The organism is Pseudogemmatithrix spongiicola (assembly GCF_030623445.1).
In the GTDB taxonomy this organism is placed as follows: Bacteria; Gemmatimonadota; Gemmatimonadetes; order Gemmatimonadales; family Gemmatimonadaceae; genus Pseudogemmatithrix; species Pseudogemmatithrix spongiicola.
Window position 1 is genome coordinate 2,126,704 of record NZ_CP130613.1, and the last position, 18,450, is coordinate 2,145,153.

At 63.3% G+C, this 18,450-nt stretch carries 9 protein-coding genes; 3 read left to right on the plus strand and 6 right to left on the minus strand.

The window, feature by feature from the left end; all coding sequences use genetic code 11:
* Positions 1 to 65: 65 nt before the first annotated feature.
* Both Strain318_RS09765 and Strain318_RS09770 read left to right on the plus strand, forming a co-directional pair.
* A complete protein-coding gene (locus tag Strain318_RS09765) occupies positions 66 to 1,001 on the plus strand; it encodes an ArdC family protein (RefSeq protein WP_367885521.1) in 936 nt (311 codons plus the stop codon).
* A 608-nt stretch (positions 1,002 to 1,609) separates the two neighbouring features.
* Entirely contained in the window at positions 1,610 to 2,728 is a 1,119-nt protein-coding gene (locus tag Strain318_RS09770) for a tyrosine-type recombinase/integrase (protein ID WP_367885522.1), read from the plus strand.
* A 788-nt stretch (positions 2,729 to 3,516) separates the two neighbouring features.
* Here the strand turns inward: Strain318_RS09770 and dprA are convergent.
* The 6 genes from dprA to Strain318_RS09800 form a co-directional block, all read right to left on the minus strand.
* On the minus strand, positions 3,517 to 4,470 hold the full coding sequence (dprA, locus tag Strain318_RS09775; protein WP_367885523.1) for a DNA-processing protein DprA: 954 nt from the start codon (positions 4,468 to 4,470) through the stop codon (positions 3,517 to 3,519).
* 120 nt (positions 4,471 to 4,590) lie between these two features.
* Entirely contained in the window at positions 4,591 to 7,569 is a 2,979-nt protein-coding gene (locus Strain318_RS09780; RefSeq protein WP_367885524.1) for a type III restriction-modification system endonuclease, read from the minus strand.
* A gap of 151 nt (positions 7,570 to 7,720) precedes the next feature.
* Positions 7,721 to 9,664, minus strand: coding sequence for a site-specific DNA-methyltransferase (locus Strain318_RS09785; RefSeq protein ID WP_367885525.1), 1,944 nt, complete (start codon positions 9,662 to 9,664; stop codon positions 7,721 to 7,723).
* A 14-nt stretch (positions 9,665 to 9,678) separates the two neighbouring features.
* Positions 9,679 to 10,437 (minus strand): DUF4391 domain-containing protein, encoded by a 759-nt coding sequence (locus Strain318_RS09790; protein WP_367885526.1) that lies wholly within the window; start codon positions 10,435 to 10,437, stop codon positions 9,679 to 9,681.
* Complete coding sequence (locus Strain318_RS09795) at positions 10,434 to 13,637, minus strand: helicase-related protein (RefSeq protein WP_367885527.1); 3,204 nt, start codon at positions 13,635 to 13,637, stop codon at positions 10,434 to 10,436. The genes Strain318_RS09790 and Strain318_RS09795 overlap by 4 nt, the downstream gene beginning before the upstream one ends.
* 381 nt (positions 13,638 to 14,018) lie before the next feature.
* Entirely contained in the window at positions 14,019 to 15,095 is a 1,077-nt protein-coding gene (locus Strain318_RS09800) for a serine hydrolase (RefSeq protein ID WP_367885528.1), read from the minus strand.
* 377 nt (positions 15,096 to 15,472) lie between these two features.
* On the opposite strand from Strain318_RS09800, the gene Strain318_RS09805 reads away from it, so the two are divergent.
* Entirely contained in the window at positions 15,473 to 18,448 is a 2,976-nt protein-coding gene (locus Strain318_RS09805; RefSeq protein WP_367885529.1) for a SusC/RagA family TonB-linked outer membrane protein, read from the plus strand.
* Positions 18,449 to 18,450: the final 2 nt, after the last annotated feature.

Sequence of the window (18,450 nt, forward strand, 5' to 3'; positions counted from 1 at the left end):
GCGGCCCCCAGAGCCTTCGCTCTGGGGGCCGCTCTTGTTTCCACCCTTTGCTGGAGGGCACCCAAATGCCCAGGAAGACGGAAGGACCCCGCTATCTCGAGGTGACCGACCGAATCGTCGAGGCTCTCAAGAACGGCGTGGTGCCGTGGGAGCGCCCGTGGGCGTCGGCGGCACCCCGAAACGCCGAGAGCGGCAGACGCTACCGCGGTATCAATCGGCTCCTGCTGGAGCTCACCGCGTTGGAGCGCGGCTACGAGTGCTCGGGCTGGCTGACCTACAGTGCGGCCAAGCGCCTCGGCGGCCACGTTCGGCGTGGCGAGTCGGGAACGATGGTGATTTTCTACGAGCGTCGCCCAAAACGGCCCTCCGAGGAGCCAAGCTGGGACCAGGAAGTTGATCAGGAGTTTGTGTACCTAGCCCGGCACCACTGGGTCTTCTCCCTGCACCAAGTCGAAGGCTTGGACGGCCTCAGGGAGCACTTCGGCCGGATGTCATTCGTGGCTGATCCTGATGGGCGCGCTGAGCAGATCATCCAACGGTGCGGGGCGACCATCATCCACGCCGGTGACCGCGCGGCCTACGCCCCTGAGGAGGACTGCATCTACCTTCCCCCGCGAGCCCAGTTTGTCAGCGCCCCGGGCTACTACGCGACGGCCTTCCATGAAGCTGCGCACTGGACCGGCCACCCCACCCGGCTCCACCGGAACTTCGAGGGACGGTTTGGCGACCCGGCGTACGCCGCTGAGGAGCTGATCGCGGAGCTGGCGTCCGCGTTCCTCTGCACCGACGCTGGGCTGGAGACCGTGAGCCAGTCGGCCAGCTACATCGAGAGCTGGCTTCGCCTGTTGGATGGCGACTGCCGGGCGGTGTTCACGGCTGCGAAGGAGGCGCAGCTCGCTGCGGACTTCGTACTCGGGGAGTGGGAGCCGGAGGTCAGGCCTGCCACCGAACTGGGAGTCGAGGAGGCGTCCAAGCGGACCGAGCTGGTTTGCCTCGGATGACGGGCGCCCACTTGATCACGTTCTGCTGTACCCAGGTGGTAACGACAACTGACTACCTGTTATCACGCCGAGAGGGGATCAGCTCGCGCACCCTTGGGTGCGCGCGAGCTGATCCCCTCTCGGCTTATCAGTACAGGTAGTAACGCCAAGAATGGCTGCTTTTGTCAAGGCCTGGCGCGCAAAACCACCAACTGAGGATTGCAGATGTACAGGAAGTATTCTGCTCAACCAGCAATGCCGGGCAACGCGGGGCCGACGTGGATCTCGGCGACGACAGGCTCCTGACCGCTGAGGAGCTCGCCAGCATTCTGAAGCTCGATGTCTCGAAGGTGTACGCCCTTCCCATCGACAAGATCGTGCTGTCCCCGAGGCGTACTCGCTGGAAGCTGGGAGATGTTCGTCGGTACCTCGCGTCGGTGACGGTGTCAGCACCGCGACCACTGCAAGCGAGCCCAAGCATTCCAGCAGCCCACCCGCTGCGACACAGTAGCTTGGCGCACGCAGCGCCTCTCGCGCAGCGCCGTAGCAAGTAACACACCTACAACCACACACGACGCGGGCCCTCGAGCATTTGCTCGGGGGCCCGTCGTGTTTTCCGGAGATTCACAATGTCACGTCGTTCTGGCCAGTGTAAGCTCATCGCAAGAGGGAAGTATCGCATTCGGATCGTCGTCGGCACGATCGGCGGAAGGCGTCGCACGTACTCAGAAACGATTCACGCCACAAAGGAGGCGGCCGAGAAGAGGCTCAGGGAGTTGCTGGTGCAGCGGGATGCTGGCACGCTCCTTAGTCCGGTCACGATGTCGGTAGCCGAGTGGCTCGATGAGTGGCTGAGGAAGACGGTTGAACCCAACAGGAAGCAGCGCACAACGGACGGGTACCGGGAGATGGCCCGTCGGTACATCGTCCCCCACCTCGGCGAGATCGGTGTATCCGAGCTGACTCGCGACCACGTAGTCGCCTGGGTCAATACGCTGAAGGCCAAGGGGCTCAGCCCGCGAAGCATCAAGCACGCGTTCTCAGTGCTCCACAATGCGTTCACCCAGCTTGTTAAGGCCGGCAAGCTGGGGACGCATCCCTGTAAGGATATCGAACGGCCGACGGTCGAGCGGGCGAAGGTAGCCTCCCTCACAGTCGAGCAGGCGCAGACGTTGTTGCGTGCGCTGCCTGGCGAGCCACTGGGGGCGCTCTGGGCCCTACTTCTGACGGCCGCACTCCGTCCATCCGAATCGCTGGCGCTCCGGTGGTGCGACATCGAGGGCGGGACAATCAACGTGCGGCGCGCTGTGTCTTGGACGAGCAAGGGGCTGGTGATCCAGTCTCCCAAGACCAAGCAGGGCTACCGCCACATACCTCTTGACCCACTGGCCACCACACTCCTGAAGGCACGGTGGGACCAGTCAGAGCATCGGAAGCCGGAGGATCTCATCTTCAGCCAGGACGGGGTCACCCCGATGAACCAGAAGGTTCTGGCACGGCGGCAGTTCAAGACGCTGCTCCAGCGTCATGGGCTTCCGCAGATTCGGCTCTACGACCTGCGGCACACGGGGACCACCCTCCTCCTGGCCGCCCAGGTCCCGCTCACGGTTCTCAAGGAGAGGCTCGGCCACAAGGACGCGGCATTTCTGATCGACACGTATGCCCACGTGCTGCCGAACCAGCAGAACGAAGCTACGGCAGCGCTGGCCACGCTGCTCGGAACATCGCAGCACGAGAGCGGATCCTAGCGCTTGATGCTAGTAATCAACGGCTGTACACGGCACCAGAGCCGCAACTCTCGACCCATTCCGAACGCGGCCGCGGGCGCTGCAATGCCGGCTACCACCAGGCAGGACGGCCAGTCGCGTCAAGCAACTCGCTGCAGCTCAGATAGTCTCGCCGAACCTCGCGGCCAATCGCCAGGATTGAGGCTTCGCAGCCGGCGTCTCGCAGGGCGAGCACCGCCGACGCCGCAGTGGTCCCCCGAACCCAAAGGTCTTCGATCAGAAGAACCCGTTCTCCTCGTAGACCGGATCGAGCCTCAAACAGCCCAGCTTGAACCTCGCGAGTGACACGCGGGAGCCCAGTGTGCTTCAGTGCGGGCTCGGCTACGCTCTTGATAGCACCCACGCTGCGAAGGACCCTCAGGAGTGGCTGAACATCCGCCGCTACCTTTGTAGAGGGAACTGGGGCAACAACCGTCGGTGCGCCACCAAGCTCCTTTGAAATCTCATCGAGATGTTGCTCAACGGCACCAGAGAGAATCGCCGTGACGCGTTCTAGACTAGCTGTGTCCGGGCGCCCGGGCGTTCGCTTATATGAGATGAAGGACGGATAGAGGTCGGACGGGTTTGGGACCAACACCCCGACGTGAACTCTTCCGAGCTTCACAGACCGCGCTACGATAGTGCAACCACCGCACGTCTTGAACAGAGAATCCTTCGTTCCGCTGCATCTCGGGCACTGATCCGCGCGACCGGTGTGGTCAGCGGAGTGAAGCGCCCCACTGAGTGGCGCAAGAACCGACCGTCGTCGCTCAGAAAGCGATGTCGGCAACGGTATCCCAAGCCTCACCAGCGAGCGCTTCGGCGATCTCGTCGGCTTCCCGAACCAAGATTGCCCTCCTGCCCCGTCGGCCCTCTTCGACAAGCGACTTGGCCCAAGCGTGTTGTTCCGTCAATGACTGCGGCAGAAACACCGGTCGCCCGTGCTCCAAGGCTGCGAATGCTTGCGACTTGGCGCCTGACGTCTCTGACGCCTCGATCACCACGGTTGCCAGCGTTAGCCCCGACATGGTTCGATTGCGACGCAAAAAGTGCCATGGCCGCGTCACGGTCCCTGGCGGAAACTCGCTCACGAGTGCTCCACCTTGACCAACGATGCTTTCGGCAAGCGTGGCGTTTGCGGCAGGATAGCGTCGATCAATCGACGTTCCCATCACAGCTACCGTGACCCCGTCAGACTCCAGGGCAGCTGAGTGAGCCGCCGCGTCGATTCCAGCGGCAAGCCCAGAGACGACCGTAAAGCCTGACTTCACCAAGGCCTCGGCCGCCTTGCGAGCCCTCACTATGCCGGCCTTCGAAGCCTTGCGGGTGCCGACCACCGCTACGCCAGGTCGAAGTAGTGACTCCGATGCGCCTTCGACAAAGAGGATCGGCGGCGCGTCAGCAATCTCGGCCAGTTGGCTGGGATACGACTCGGTTCCGAGCGGAATGGGCTTGAAAGCTTTGCCCTGCCAAGCGCTCGGTGCCGATGCAGCGATTGAGCTTCCGTCTACCTCGACGGCTGCAGCGAAAAGGTCTCCGAACTGCTGTTGCCTGTCGCGCCAAGTGCGAAGGGCAGCGGACGGCGCCTCAAACTCTTGAACGTAGGCGCTATAGCGACGATAGACCTGCTCGAGGGCACCGTGGTTCCTACCCTCGGAGATCTCGATCCAAAGCTGCCAGGCGCTCTGTATCTCAGCTTCCAGCTTGGCGTTGGCGTGAGTCATCGTGCTCCCGACGTAGGCAGTGCTTCGGATTATGTTCGGGAATCTAATGGAAGTCCAGCACGAGCGCCAGAGAGCCCGTTCCTACTGTCCGCCACAACCGAGGGTCGCGGCAAGCGCACATCACGACGATGTAGCAAGGAGGTCATCGAGCGTCCGAACCACGGTGTACTCCGCTGGACTCTCCCTGACCGCAAGCGCACGGAAATGCGCCTTGCCGCACTCAATCTTTCCCTTCTCCACGTCACGGAGACTGTCCAGGAAGAGATCCCCCTTCGTCTCCACCACGAAGTAGAGGCGCTCCGCACCATCCTTCTCGACCAGCACCGCCCAGTCCGGGTTGTAGCCACCGAGCGGCGTTGGCACGACGAACCACCCCGGCAGCTTGGCGTACACCTTGATCGAGTCGTTCTTCTCTAACTGGTCAGCAAAGGCGCGCTCGACGTCCGAGTCGTATACGACACCCTCATAGACCGCCTTCTTCGCCTCCAACAGATTCTTGAGGTAGCCAGTCAGCTCCTTCTCCGCGAAGAGCTCTTGCGCGTAGTAGTGCTCGTCGCCCATCCGCTCGTACTTGATGCCATCGACGATAGCGAGGCGCTTGCAGCGATTGATCGCCTCAGCGGTGAACTCGATGAAGGCCTGCGGATTGCGCTTGAAGTCACCGAGCCTCCCGCTACCGGTTAGGATGCGCTGGATGCTTCGGCGGGTCAGTTGCGTACGGTCCTGCAGGTCGGTGAGCAGATCGGGCAACTCGATGTCGGCCTCATCGAGCACCACCGTAGCCGACCCCGCCCGCTCTGTGGCCTCGACGCCGGCCTTGCCAATGGCAATGTCAGCCTTACGCCACTGCAAGCGGGTTTTCGGGATTGGAGGCGCCTCGCGCACCGCGCGGATGCAGTTCTCGACAAGCTTCTCGTTGTCGAACTGCACGCGATAAGTCGTCTTGTGCTTGATACGATCCCACAGAGCCTTGAACTCAGGGCTGTGCAACACGGCTTGACGAGTGCCAACCTGCCGACGCTCGTCAGCGTTCTTGATCTCGAGGCGCCCTGCCAGCTTCTTCAAGACCTGGGCGATCTGATCGCGCTGCGTAGCGAACGGTTCTGGCATAGTTAGAGTACCGTCCTTCAACGCCTGCTTTAGCGCATCCTGCACCTTCCCTCTCGCGTCTATGAGCCCAACGGCCTTGAGGTGGTCCCACAGCGCCCTGGATTGCTTAACGCCAAGCGGCGCGGTGCTGCCGTCAGGCTGTGGGACCGCGAGCCCAGCGAACTGGTGCGGCTCGACGACGCCGAATCGTATTCCCGTATCCTGCTCGATCTCCTTCTGAAGGTTCTCGGCGAACTGTTCGTAGCGCTCCATCGCGACAACAGTAAGCGTGTTGACCTCGAAGCCGCGTACACGCTCGCCGTTCTGGTTGACGCAGAGTCGCAGCCCTCGCCCAATCGTCTGGCGCCGTTCGCGTTCGGTCTGGATGTCACGCAGGGTACAGATCTGGAAGACGTTCGGGTTGTCCCAACCTTCTTTTAGCGCAGAGTGTGAGAAGATGAACTTGAGCGGCGTCTCGAACCCGAGCAGCTTCTCTTTCTCCTTCATAATCAAGTTGTAGGCGCGCTCAGCGTTGTCGCGGTTCGTCTGGTTGTTCTCCGCGGTGTCCGTCCATCCGCCCTTCTTGTCGATGGAGAAGTAACCATTGTGCACCGCCTCAGCGGCACGAGTGAGGTCCACCTCCTGAAACAGCGTGCGATAGTCGGGCAGATTCGCCGCGCGGCGGTACTCCTCTTCAAAGATACGCGCGTACTCTCCCTTCACCGGATTGCCGTCTGCGTCGTACGACCGGTACTTGGCAACCTCATCGATGAAGAACAGCGATAGCACCTTGATGCCTTGCGGCCTGAGACGCTTCTCCTTGTCCAGGTGCTCTCGAATCGTCCTGCGGATCATCTCGCGTTGCACCGCCATCGGATCTACGTCACCCCAAGCCTGCCCGGGCTTCAGATAGTGCTCACCACCAGGCACTCGCAACTCTAGGTACGTGTCGCCCTTAGCCACACGGATCTCGCCAATCCTGCAGTCAGTGTAGAGTGCTCGGCCGGTAGTCAGCTCCAAGCTGTCGCCGTCCTGGACGGTAACCTCCTGCCGGCGCACCCCGCCCCCTGCAACCTGCATATCCAGCTCAACCCGTGCACTGACCGCACCGCGCCTGTTGTTAGCGGAAACAAGCCGCACATAGGGCTTGTTGTGAGCGTCTTCGATCGTTGCCGATGCGACCTCGATTTGCTTCACCAGCCGCCTCTCATACGCATCCACCGCGTCAAGCCGGTAGACCATATGGTGCTTGTCCACATGGGTGGCGGAGTAGCGCAAGGTGCAGAGCGGGTTCATCGCATCGAGTGCTTCTTTGCCGCGTCCCTCGAGGCCGCCGTCTACGCTCTGCGGCTCGTCCACGATTAAGACGGGACGCGTGGCCCTGATTAGGTCGATCGGCTTCTCGCCGCCGGTCTTCTCACTGTCCTTGTAGAGGTTGTTGACGTCCTTCTTGTTGATGGCTCCCACAGTAACCACCATGATCTGGATGCTGGCACTGGTGGCGAAACTGCGTACCTGGCCAAGCTTGGCAGAGTCGTACAGAAAGAAGTCGAAGGGGACGCCGGCATAGAGCCCTCGGAAGTGCTCCTCGGTAATCTGTAGCGACTTGTAGACCCCCTCTTTAATCGCCACTGACGGCACAACGATCACGAACTTGGTGAATCCATACCGCTTGTTCAGCTCAAAGATCGTTCGCAGATAGACGTACGTCTTGCCGGTACCGGTCTCCATCTCGACTGTGAAGTCGCCCGAAGCCAGCGTGCCCGACGGGAGGAGACTGTGGCGCAGCTGAATGTCCTCGAGGTTCTTCAACAATTCCTCGTCGAGCAGCGTCAGCCGGTTTCCAACACCCAGGTCGCTTTCGGCAAAGGCCAATGCCTCCTGTCCGCCCACCGCATTCCGTGTAACGGTGAACTCCGTGCGACAGACCTCCTGCCCGCGGAACAGGTCGCAGACGGCCTCGATCGCTTGAAGCTGGTAGTCAAGGTTCGGCTCGAAGTGGAGCCTCATCGGGGACCGCCCTTCCTGCCTTGTGTGCTTGCAGCTGCACCGGGGAGCCGCGACTGCCTCGGAGCCTCCGAGAGCACGAGGCGAATCGGAACCGACGCCCCGTACTCTGCCGCAGGGCGCCTGCCGGTCGGTTCGTTTGGCTTCGACACTTCTACAGGCTCCGCACGTTTGTGATGCCGTGCTGATTAAGTATGGCCGCCATATTGGTCTTGGCCACGTCGTCGGCAAAGGCGCTGTCGCGGAACACGCAGGTGGTGTCGCCCGCCGGCGAGAGCGCCTTGTGCCAGTCCACGATGCCTTCAGCGAGGAGATTCACCTCTTCGCGAGTAATCTCTGTAGTGAGACACGCTAGGAGCACTCCGCCTCCGATGCTGTGCACCTCCCGGCCGGCGATAGTCGCTTTCTGGATTGGCACACACAGATCGAGGCCCAGCTTAAGCAGCAGCTCGTAAAGGATGTCCTGCTCGGTGCGGCCTTCCTTAAGGTGGTCGGCGTGCTCGAGGAGCGTTTCTTCCAGATTGTCGCGATCAGGCTCCCACGCACGGATGTTGCTGGAGTCGAGCTTGAACACGCGGAATCCAAGATCACCAGCGAAGAGCGGATTGTCACCCCTGACCTTCGCCGCGGCGCGACGAAGACGCTCCTTGGTCAGCTCAGCGATATTGCGCGGCTTGCCGAGTTTGTCGCAGAAGTCGGCCGGCACCTTTTGTTCTCTTGTCTCTGGGTCCAGTGGTTCGGGCAGTTGGACGAGGATAAAGCGCCTCTGACCGCCGTCGCTCGCATTGTGCTCAAGCACGGCGTGTGCAGTGGTGCCGCTGCCGGCGAAAAAGTCCACAACGATTGCATCCTGCTCCGCAGCCGCCATTTGAAGAATGTGCCGGAGCAGACCAACTGGCTTCGGATAGCTGAAAACCTTCTCTCCGTCGAAGAGAGTCTTGAGAGCCCGCGTTGCCTTCTTGTTGCCCTCCAGTTCGTCCCAAAGGTTCGACGGCTGCTTAAGGCGTCCTTCAAGGTAGAACTTCTGATACACTTGCCACGTGAGCGCGCCGCTACTCTCGACCTGCTGCCATTCGATGAGACCTTCAGCAACCATCTCCTCATAGCGATCCCGACCACAGATCCATCGGCTCTGATAGCCCGTAGGTCCAATCGGAAATATCTCGCTACCGTCCGGAGCGGTTAGTCCAAAGTACATACTAGGCCGATCCTCTCGTCTGTCCTCACCTCCGGTCCTGCGCAGAGACCGAATGAGGTACCTACCGTTCGCGTCTTCGCGGTCGTAGATCGCGGCGTCATCTTCACTGAAGGCGACGCCCTGAATCTCGACATCCGGCTGCCGCAAGTAGAGAAGGACGTTGTCCGTTTCGTTGACCAGCGTTCGGAATCCACCGCCAGTCGGTGTTCCTGTGACTCGTGCCACACATCCAGCGTAGCACTCGGGACCAAACACTTCGTCACAGACTGCCTTTAGGTTGGAAAGCTCATTGTCATCGATTGAAATAAAGATCGCACCGGACTGCTTAAGCAGGGCCCGCGCCAGCTTCAACCGCGGATACATCATGTTGAGCCAATCCGTATGGAACCTTCCACTGGCCTCAGTATTGCTGCTAGTCCTCCGCCCGCCCTCTGTCTGTGACGTGAGCTCAAGGTAGTTCTTGATGTTGTCCTTGAAGTCGTCGGGATATACGAAGTCTTTGCCCGTGTTATAGGGCGGGTCGATGTAAATGAGCTTCACCTTCCCCGCGTAGCTCTTCTGAAGGAGCTTGAGCACCTCGAGGTTGTCGCCCTCGATCATCACATTCTGGGTCGTCTCCCAGTCAACGCTGTCCTCTGGGCAGGGGCGCAACGTGCCGGTGGAGGGTGTGAGGGCAAGCTGCCGGGCGCGACGCTTGCCGTGCCACGTGAGGCCGTACTTCTCCTCGGCGTCGGTTACCGTCCTGTCGCCAACAAGCGACTTAAGCACGTCCACGTTGATAGCGACGCCATCCAGCCCCTCGGTCACAAGCTCGGGAAACAAAGCCTTGAGGCGCTCGACGTTCTCAGACACGAGATCTGCGCTCTTGGTCTCCGAATCTGCGGCAGACAGCTTCTTCATCGAGTCCTCATTCCTCAGAGCCTTGCCAGCGCCGCAGCCAGCTCGGCCTCGACGCGCTTAAGTTCGAGATTCAGTTCCACTTGCCGGGGCACCTGCCGTTCCTTCGCGGCAGCCGCGCGCAGCCGAGCGACTTCGGCACTATACCGCTCGTGCGCCCGAAGCGCCTCTCGCCTTGCGCAGCGTTCTCCAGCCTCGGACAAGATAGCAAACCGCCCTGACACCTGAGCGGCAAGCAGTGCAATCAGGGTGTCCATCCAGCCCTGATACAGTTCATACAGGTCGGAGCGCGGCTGCCGTGCCAGAGACAGCGCATTCCGAAACTCTGAAAGCACGTCCGCCTGCTCCGTCGTCGCTACGTGCGCCGCCACCACCTCGCCATCGAGCACCGTTGATCGCTCCTGCCCCATCGACCATCGCTTGTGGGCCAGTGAAAGCGCACGACTCCCGCCGTCGTCCGAAAGAAGCAAGACCGGATATGGTATCGCGCGATGAAGCAGTTCGACGAGACGGCCGGCCCTGGCGCCAACCCGAAGCGAAGCGATAAGCACCGCGATCTCCAGGTACTCACGCACGTCGTCGCGGAACGCTGGCACGCCGACCGTACCCGGCTTCAGGGTGGCCACCCAGTGCACCTCCTCAACACCTTCAATAATCCGACGCCGGTCAGCAGCCGTCGGCGCACCGTGCTCCACCAGAAGGGTCTTGGGCACACGGCGGCCCACCCGCGCGCTTGGTGGCAGGTCCAGCGCGGCAATCGTATCGGCAACCGTCACGAGGCGTTATCTGACAGGATCGCAAGGAACGCCACTACCTCAAAGTCGTCAATCCCGGCAAACTCGCCCTCGAGCGCGTGGGTACCGCCCGGGGTAAAGAGGCTGGCGACAGCACGTTCCTCGGTCTTTCCGACGACAGAGGTTACCGCCGCACCAAGGAGCCGCCTGACACGATTCATATCCTCACCGCGCTTGGTGGCCACGTCGAAGCTGGCGCAGGCAGCGGCGTCGGGCAGATCCCGGCCCACACACATGCGCTTGAGCCGATCCAGAATCTGCTTTGCCTGCGTAAACGGCAGCAACACGGTGCCGTCGTCGCCGACGTGCACGAGGTAGTGCGGTGCCAGCGGGTAGCCCGGCTCGAAGGACCGGGCGGCGGCCTCACCCTCGGCTCGTATGCAGTACACAACGCCCGGCGGGATAGCATCGTCCGCGGTGACAACAGCGGCCATCGTCCCGAGCGGCAGAGTTTCGAGCACACCAGGACGGGCTCGCAGGTACTCCGCCAAGTCAATGCGGAAGTCGGTCAGCGTCAGATCCGCAATCGATACACCGGTGGACAGGTCCTCGAGGTCGATGACCGCATCCTGCAGCTTCAGCAACTGCTTGCGACGATACTCGAGGTCGTTCATCGGATTACCTGACTGCTGCTCGATCAGGTTCTCCTCCCCCGTGGCCGAAATGTCGAGGAGCACCATACGGCCACTCACCTTCTGCTCGAGGCCGATATACTCCTCGAGCTCCATGTTGGGCCAGAAGTTCACGAGCTGGATGCTGGCATTGGGTGACCCCAGGCGGTCAATCCGACCAAAGCGCTGGATGATCCGGACCGGGTTCCAGTGAATGTCGTAGTTGATCAGCCAGTCGCAGTCCTGAAGGTTCTGACCTTCAGAAATGCAATCCGTGGCGATGAGCAAGTCGACGTCACCCTCATCCGCCAGTTCCTCTGGCCGCTCTTTCGAACGCGGCGCAAAGGAAGTCAAGATCGACGCAAGATCCCTGCGCAGACCGGGCAGCGTGGTCTGGTTTCCGCCCGCGCCTGTGACCAGCGCGGCGTGTATTCCCAGGGACTTCTTGGCCCAGGGAGCGAGCTGTTCGTACAGGTAGCGGGCAGTGTCGGCGAACGCGGTGAAGACGATGACCTTGCGGTTGCCGGGATTGATTGGCTGGCGACACTTGTGCTCGATCACCTCGCGCAGTGCCGCCAGCTTGGCGTCTCGGCCGGCATCGACCTCCCGCGCCGCGGAGACTAAGCTCGCAAGCCGGTTACGGTCCTCGATCAAGTCCTGCCTCCAGCGCACCACGTCCACGTCCCTGAGCAACACCTTGACCTTGCGCCCAACGACCAGGCTCTCGAACGCTGGATCCTCAAGGTCGAGGTCATCAGCGGACATCTCTATCTCTTCCAAGTCGTCGGCCTGCGCCTCGATGCGCGCGATCGTCGCCTCTACGTCGCGGAGCTGGCGCTCCACGGTGAGCGCGAATGACGGCACCGCGCTCTCCATCCGTTTCAAGACATTGACCCGCAGCAAGTGTATGAGGCTTTCCTCGCGGTCAACCTGGCGGAAGAAGCCCGTTCCCCCCTTCACCTGAGTGCTGTACTTGCGATCGTAGGCCTCCTGCTTGTGCGGCAGCACGTAACGTAGGGGGGCGTATGAGGCGAGGTTCAGCCGGCGAATCTCGAGATTGATGGCCGCGATTGCCGGGAATTCTCCTGCTCGATCCACGTCGGCCTTGATGTTGATGGGCCTGAGGCGCTCTGGGAATCGGCCAGTTTCCTTGGTGCCGTAGTACTTCTCGATGTGGCGACGAGAACGAGCGATGGTAAGGAGGTCGAGCAAAGTGAAGTAGTCGAATCCCAGCATCTCAATGAGACGCGAGGGCGTGCGTTCGGCTTCGTCCAGATCGAGCCAGCGGTTGAACTGCCGCTGCGCAAGGCGAGTCGTGGCATCAATGCTTCCGATGCCGTGGTCCAACAGTGCGGTGTCGTCGCCCTCGGTGGCGAATGCGATCTGATTCCTGAGGTCAGCCAGGCGGTTGTTAACTGGCGTGGCCGAGAGCATCAGAACCCGCGTTTTCACCCCTTCGCGGATGATCTTGCGCATGAGACGGTCATAGCGCGTCTCGCCTCCGGCCTGAGGCGTCTTCTTGTTCCGGAAGTTGTGCGACTCGTCGATCACAACGAGATCGTAATTGCCCCAGTTCACGTGGGCGAGATCGATATCGCCGGAAAGCCCGCCGTCACGGGACAAGTCCGTGTGATTCAGGACATCGTAGTTAAACCGGTCCCCCGCCAGCACGTTCCGACGGTCATTGGCCTTGTAGAGCGTCCAGTTGTCGCGCAGACGCTTTGGGCAAAGCACCAGCACCCGATCATTCCGAAGCTCGTGGTACTTGATGATGGCCAGTGCTTCGAAAGTCTTTCCGAGCCCCACGCTGTCTGCGATAATGCAGCCGCCGAACCGCTCTAGCTTGTCGATAGCACCGACCACGCCGTCTCGCTGGAACTTGTAGAGCTTCTTCCACACCTGCGTCTCGCGGATCCCCGTGGCCGACTTGACGACCCGCTCCTCATCCAAGTCGTCTCCGCGCGCCTTGAAGACGTGATGTAAAATCAGGTTGTAGACGAGGGATGGATCCTTGTGCGAAGCCAGACCGTCGAGCTCGGCCAGCAGCTCACTCTTGGCGCTCTCGTCAGCGAGCAAGCTTTTCCACTGAACGTCAAACCAGCCGCTCAACGCTGCCGCTTCGCCGACCGACTCGGATGCTTGGATCAGGCTGAGCGAGTTTCCAGGGGCGAGCCCGAGGCCATCCGTGCTCAGGGAGAGTGAGCCCAGCACCACGTTGAGCGGCGCGCCGGAGGCATCACGCACCACGGCGGTGCCTTGAGGCACGGCTCCCCTAGCTCGGCGCACCTCAACTGTCGTTCTTAGCCATTCGGCCAGAGAACGGGCGAGCCAACGCTGCTGAAGCCGATTCCGGGCTGCGCGATCCTGCTCTGAGCCCAGGAGTAGCAGGTCGGAGCCAGACCTCGGTAGTACGAGCCGGCTGTGGCCGAGCCTGGACAACGGCGCTCTCAGTTCCGCGAAGGCGAAGAGCGAGAGCGACGACGTCACCAGGTCAAGTCGCCGTCCCGGTTGCAATGCGGAGCTGAAGATGTCGATGACTCGATCGCTACCGGCATTCGCAACTAGTCGCATGACAACTACTGGGCTCTGGTGTCGTGGCGGAGGCTATTGCCTCTGGGTTTGGATGCAGTTCGACGCTTCGGTCAACCTACGACTCGGGACGAGTCCGCGACAGCGCAACCGAGCGGCTTACGGAGCGAAATGGCCTAGGGCTGAAGCTGAGGGGGAGGCTGACAGGGTAGCGGTCTGGTCATCCCGCACACTACTCGCACAACTCCAGAAACGAAAAGAGCCCCAATCAAGGGGCTCCGGCTGGCACAACACATTGTCTCACAAACACTTATCCAATCACTCATCCCAGCTTCCAACACGCGGTCGTACTGAACCCCATTCAGGTGCGCTACCGGGCTGCGCTACGTCCCGTCCGCCGCGTGCGCGGACAGACCGGGAAACCTAGTCGGTCCCGCGCTGGGATTCCACCCGGGCGCGTCGCCGACGCTCGGCGGCCAGCACCTCGCGCCCCAGCGCCGCAAGGAACGGCAGTCCCACCTCCTCATATTCGTACCGCCCATCGTTGAGGATGCCGTCGGCGTTCACGTAGATCGACGCGGACAGCAGGAACTCCGCCCCGGACAGCGAGTCCACGACGTAGGCCGCGTCGGTGAGAAAGCCGTACGCGTTGCCAACCTTGTTATAGATGCGCAGTCCCGCGTCCGGCTCGGCGTCGCGCCGGCTGCCGTACACGAGGAACTTCACATAGGCGGGCCAGGCCGGCGGTGCGACCACGGGATCCGCACTCTCGGCGGGCCACATGCCCATATATCGCCGTAGGAACGCATAGTCCTCCCGCGTGAGCCGCAACCGACGGTCGGCGGGCTGCGTCTCCGGGAAGAGCAGCCACTGCGTCAGGCGATGCGCGTGCTCCAGCGTCCAGCGGTTGCGCAGGCTGAAGTCGAAGGGCGCGTTCACGAGGCGACCGTCGGCGAGAAAGCCGACGCCGAGCAGGTCGCGACGCGTGGGATGGTGCACGGGCGCCGTGTCGGCGGGCTGCCGATGCAGCACGCGGCCCGTAGCATCGCGAAACTCCACCGCGTTGCTGCGCGCGTTCTCCGACGGCGGCAGCGGCCGTTCAAGCCGGTGCATGATCTCGGCATCAGCGAAGCCGAGCGCGTGCAGACGGGCGTTGATCGCCTCCCGCCCCACGAATTCGAAGAGATGGTTGAACGAGGCGTTGTCGCTGACCAACAGGATCCGCTTGATATAGTGCTCCACGCTCGGCCGGCCGCTGGCGGCGGTGCTGTCGCGGTCGACGAGCGTGTCGCCCTCGAGCAGCGGATGCGTGACCATCCAGGAATCGCGCCGCACGCCCGATGCGGCGAGCGCGTTGACCTTCTCCAGCGCAAGCACCGCCACGGGCAGCTTTACCGTGGAGGCCGGATAGTGGTACTCGGCCCCGGCACGGAAGCGGTGTTCGGTGAACCGCGGCCGACCGGCCGCGTCGCGATCGATCTGCGTCCAGATCGCCTGCACGCGGTAGCGCGCGGGATCTGCAAAGATCTCAGGTGCACCCGCTACGGTTGCGGCGGTCGCGACGGAGGCGGCGAGGGGGTCTGCGTCCTGCCGTGGAGCCGGTGCCCCTGCAGGCCCCGGGCAGCCCGACAACGCAACCAGCAGGATGAGCCACGGGGCTGTCCGTCGTGGCCTCAGGGGTCGGTGCGGCCGGCATGGGATCGGCATGGCCGCAAGCTCGGGCACCCGCCATCCACCCGCAAGCCGGCCCATCTTGCGGCGCTGCCCGCAAAGTCATACGATGGCGACCGCGACTCGTTCATGTGACCCAACCTTTACGGAGAGATCCTATGGTCGCAGCGATTCCTCGTTCATGGTGGCCTGCCACGCTCGCGCTCTTGTCCGCCCTCGCCGCCGCGGTGCCGATCGGCGCGCAGACGGGTGGCGTCATCAGCGGCACCGTAGTCAGCGAACGCACCGGTGGTCCCCTCGCGGGAGCGCAGGTGCTCGTCCAGGCCCGCAACCTTGCCGTCGCCACGGACGCCAGCGGCCGGTTCCGGCTCGTTGGACTCCCGACGAGCGGAACGGTCGAAATCACCGTCCGACGCCTTGGTTTCGCGCCGCGCACGCTGAGCGCCGACGTGGGCCAACTGGACCTTCGCATCGGCCTCACGGAACGCGCCGTGGAGTTGGGCGGCGTGGTCGTCACCGGCACGGCAGGCGTGGCCGAGCGCCGCGCCATCGGCAACGCCGTGTCCACGGTGAACGCCGCCGAGATCGTCGCGACGCAGCCGGTCAGCTCGTTCCAGGAGCTGCTCAACGGGCGGGCCGCAGGGGTCAGCGTCGTCGGGAGCTCGGGCCAAGTCGGCACGGGCTCGCGCATCCGCGTCCGCGGTGCCTCGTCGCTCTCGCTCACCAACAACCCGCTCATCTTCGTGGACGGGGTGCGCGTCGATAACTCGCAGGCCAGCGGCCCCACGACGCAAGGGTTCGGGTCGCAATCGATCTCGCGCTGGAATGACTTCAATCCCGACGACATCGAGAGCATCGAGGTCATCAAGGGGCCCGCGGCGGCAACGCTCTACGGCACCGAGGCGGCGGCCGGCGTCATCCAGATCATCACCAAGAAGGGCAGCGCCGGACGCCCGACGTGGAACCTCACGCTGCGTAGCGGCGGCAACTGGGTGCCGGACTGGCGCACACGCTTCGCGGACAACTACGGCACGGTGCCGCGTGCCGGCGGCGGCCTCGACACCGTCTCCATCTCGACGCGACAGCTCAACGACTCGCTGCAGCGCAACTTCGGCCGCGACATCTTCGAGGTCGGCGCCCTGCAGGACCTCCAGCTCTCCGTCGGTGGCGGGACGGACGCCCTGCGCTACTACCTCGGCGTGGGCTACGAGGAGAACCAGGGTGCGGAGCCGGTCAACCGCCTCAACCGCTCCAATCTCCGGCTGAACCTCTCGGCCGTGCCGAACGACAAGGTGAGCGTCACGACGTCCATCAACTACACGTCGGGCCGCACGTACCTACCCTACGAAGCCGGTGGCGGCGGTGCGACGTGGGGCACGTACTTCTCCTCCCCCGCATTCCTGTATAGCGCGGGGAATCCCGGCAACCCGCAACTGGGGTTCCGCTCGGGTCCGCCGGATGTGTACTACGACGCCTACAACAACTTCCAGGACGCCGACCGCTTCACCGGTAGCATCACGCTGGCGCATCGCCCGCTGGCGTGGCTGAACCACCGCATCATCGTCGGCGTCGACCGGTTGATGGAAGACAACCAGGCGCTCTCGCCACGCGACGACGTGATCGGTGCGCGCTACGCGGCGTTCAGCGGCTTGACGGCGCCCACCAACGGGTCGATGGCCGTCTCCACCCGCGACGTCGTCGTCTCGACCTGGGACTATGCCGCCAACGCGGACTTCACCTGGAACGACCGCTGGCGCACCGTGACCTCGGCCGGCGGCCAGTTCTTCGGACGGCGGTCGTTGTTCCGGGCCGCCTCGGCGACCGGCTTCCCGGCCGCGGGCCTGACCTCGCTGGCCGCAGCGGCCATCCGCGACATCTCGGGCGACGAGGTGTTCGAGAACAACACCGTCGGCGGCTATGTGCAGCAGCAGGTCATCTGGCGCGACCGGCTCTACCTGACCGGCGCGATGCGCGCCGACGACAACTCGGCCTTCGGCACCAACTTCGACATCGTCACCTACCCGAAGCTCAGTGCGTCCTACGTCATCAGCGAGGACCCGCGGGTCCCGCTGCCGGACGCGGTGGGCGAGTTGCGGCTCCGCGCGGCCTTTGGCGGCAGCGGCCAGCAGCCGGGCGCCTTCGACGCCGTGCGCACTTATGCGGCCGCCGGCGGCTTCCTCACGCCGGCCAACGCGGGCAACCCCGACCTCGGCCCCGAGCGCAGCCTCGAGACGGAGCTCGGCCTCGATGCCTCGCTGCTGGACGACCGCCTCGGCGTGGAGTTCACGTACTTCAACGGCACCACCCGCGACGCGATCCTCTCGCGCCTCGCACCGCCGTCCGCGGGCTTCCCCGGGAGCCAGCTCTTCAACGCCGGGCGCGTCGACCGCAGCGGCATGGAGTGGCTCATCCGCTACCAGCCGCTCAACACGCCGCGGGTGGCGCTCGATCTCGCTCTCAGCGGCTCGACGGTGGGCTACGACATCAAGAGCCTCGGCGCCAACACGCAGATCGTCGCGGTCACGAGCAATGTGCAGCACCGCGTCGGCTACGCCCCGGGCGCCTGGTTCGATCGGCGGATCGTGAGCGCCGATTACGACCCCGCGACCAACGTCGTGTCCAACGTCCTCTGCGACGACGGCGCCGGCGGCTCAGTCGCCTGCGCGAGCGCGCCCGCGGTGTTCCTCGGCAACTCCGTCCCGACCCGCGAGGGCTCGTTCAGCATCGGCAGCACGCTCTTCCGCGACTGGCGCGTGAATGCGTTCTTCGATTACCGGGGCGGCTACAGCAAGCTCGACGGCAACGACCGCGTGCGCTGCAGCCTCTTCAATCTCTGCCGCATCAACTACTACCCGCAGGACGGCTATGCGCCCGAGCTCATCGCGGCGCACCGCGGCGGCACGGCGTACACGTACCAACTGATCCACGACGCCAGCTTCACGCGCTTCCGCGAGCTGTCCGTCACGTACACGATCCCCACGCCGCTGGCCAGCCGGTTCGGCAGCACCAGGGCCAGCATCACCGTGGCCGGCCGCAACCTCGCGCTCTGGACGGACTTCCCGGGCATCGAACCCGAGGCCTCGTTCAACAGCGGCACCCGCGGCGGCGCCTACGGCCAGTGGGAGCAGAACGTGCTCCCGCAACTGCGCAGCTATGTCGTGACCATCAACCTCAACTTCTGACA

Excerpts from the sequence above, each read along its gene's own strand:
- dprA (WP_367885523.1), bottom strand. The coding sequence starts at position 4,470 with ATGACTCACGCCAACGCCAAGCTGGAAGCTGAGATACAGAGCGCCTGG.
- Strain318_RS09780 (WP_367885524.1), bottom strand. The coding sequence starts at position 7,569 with ATGAGGCTCCACTTCGAGCCGAACCTTGACTACCAGCTTCAAGCGATC.
- Strain318_RS09765 (WP_367885521.1), top strand. The coding sequence starts at position 66 with ATGCCCAGGAAGACGGAAGGACCCCGCTATCTCGAGGTGACCGACCGA.
- Strain318_RS09795 (WP_367885527.1), bottom strand. The coding sequence starts at position 13,637 with ATGCGACTAGTTGCGAATGCCGGTAGCGATCGAGTCATCGACATCTTC.
- Strain318_RS09770 (WP_367885522.1), top strand. The coding sequence starts at position 1,610 with ATGTCACGTCGTTCTGGCCAGTGTAAGCTCATCGCAAGAGGGAAGTAT.
- Strain318_RS09785 (WP_367885525.1), bottom strand. The coding sequence starts at position 9,664 with ATGAAGAAGCTGTCTGCCGCAGATTCGGAGACCAAGAGCGCAGATCTC.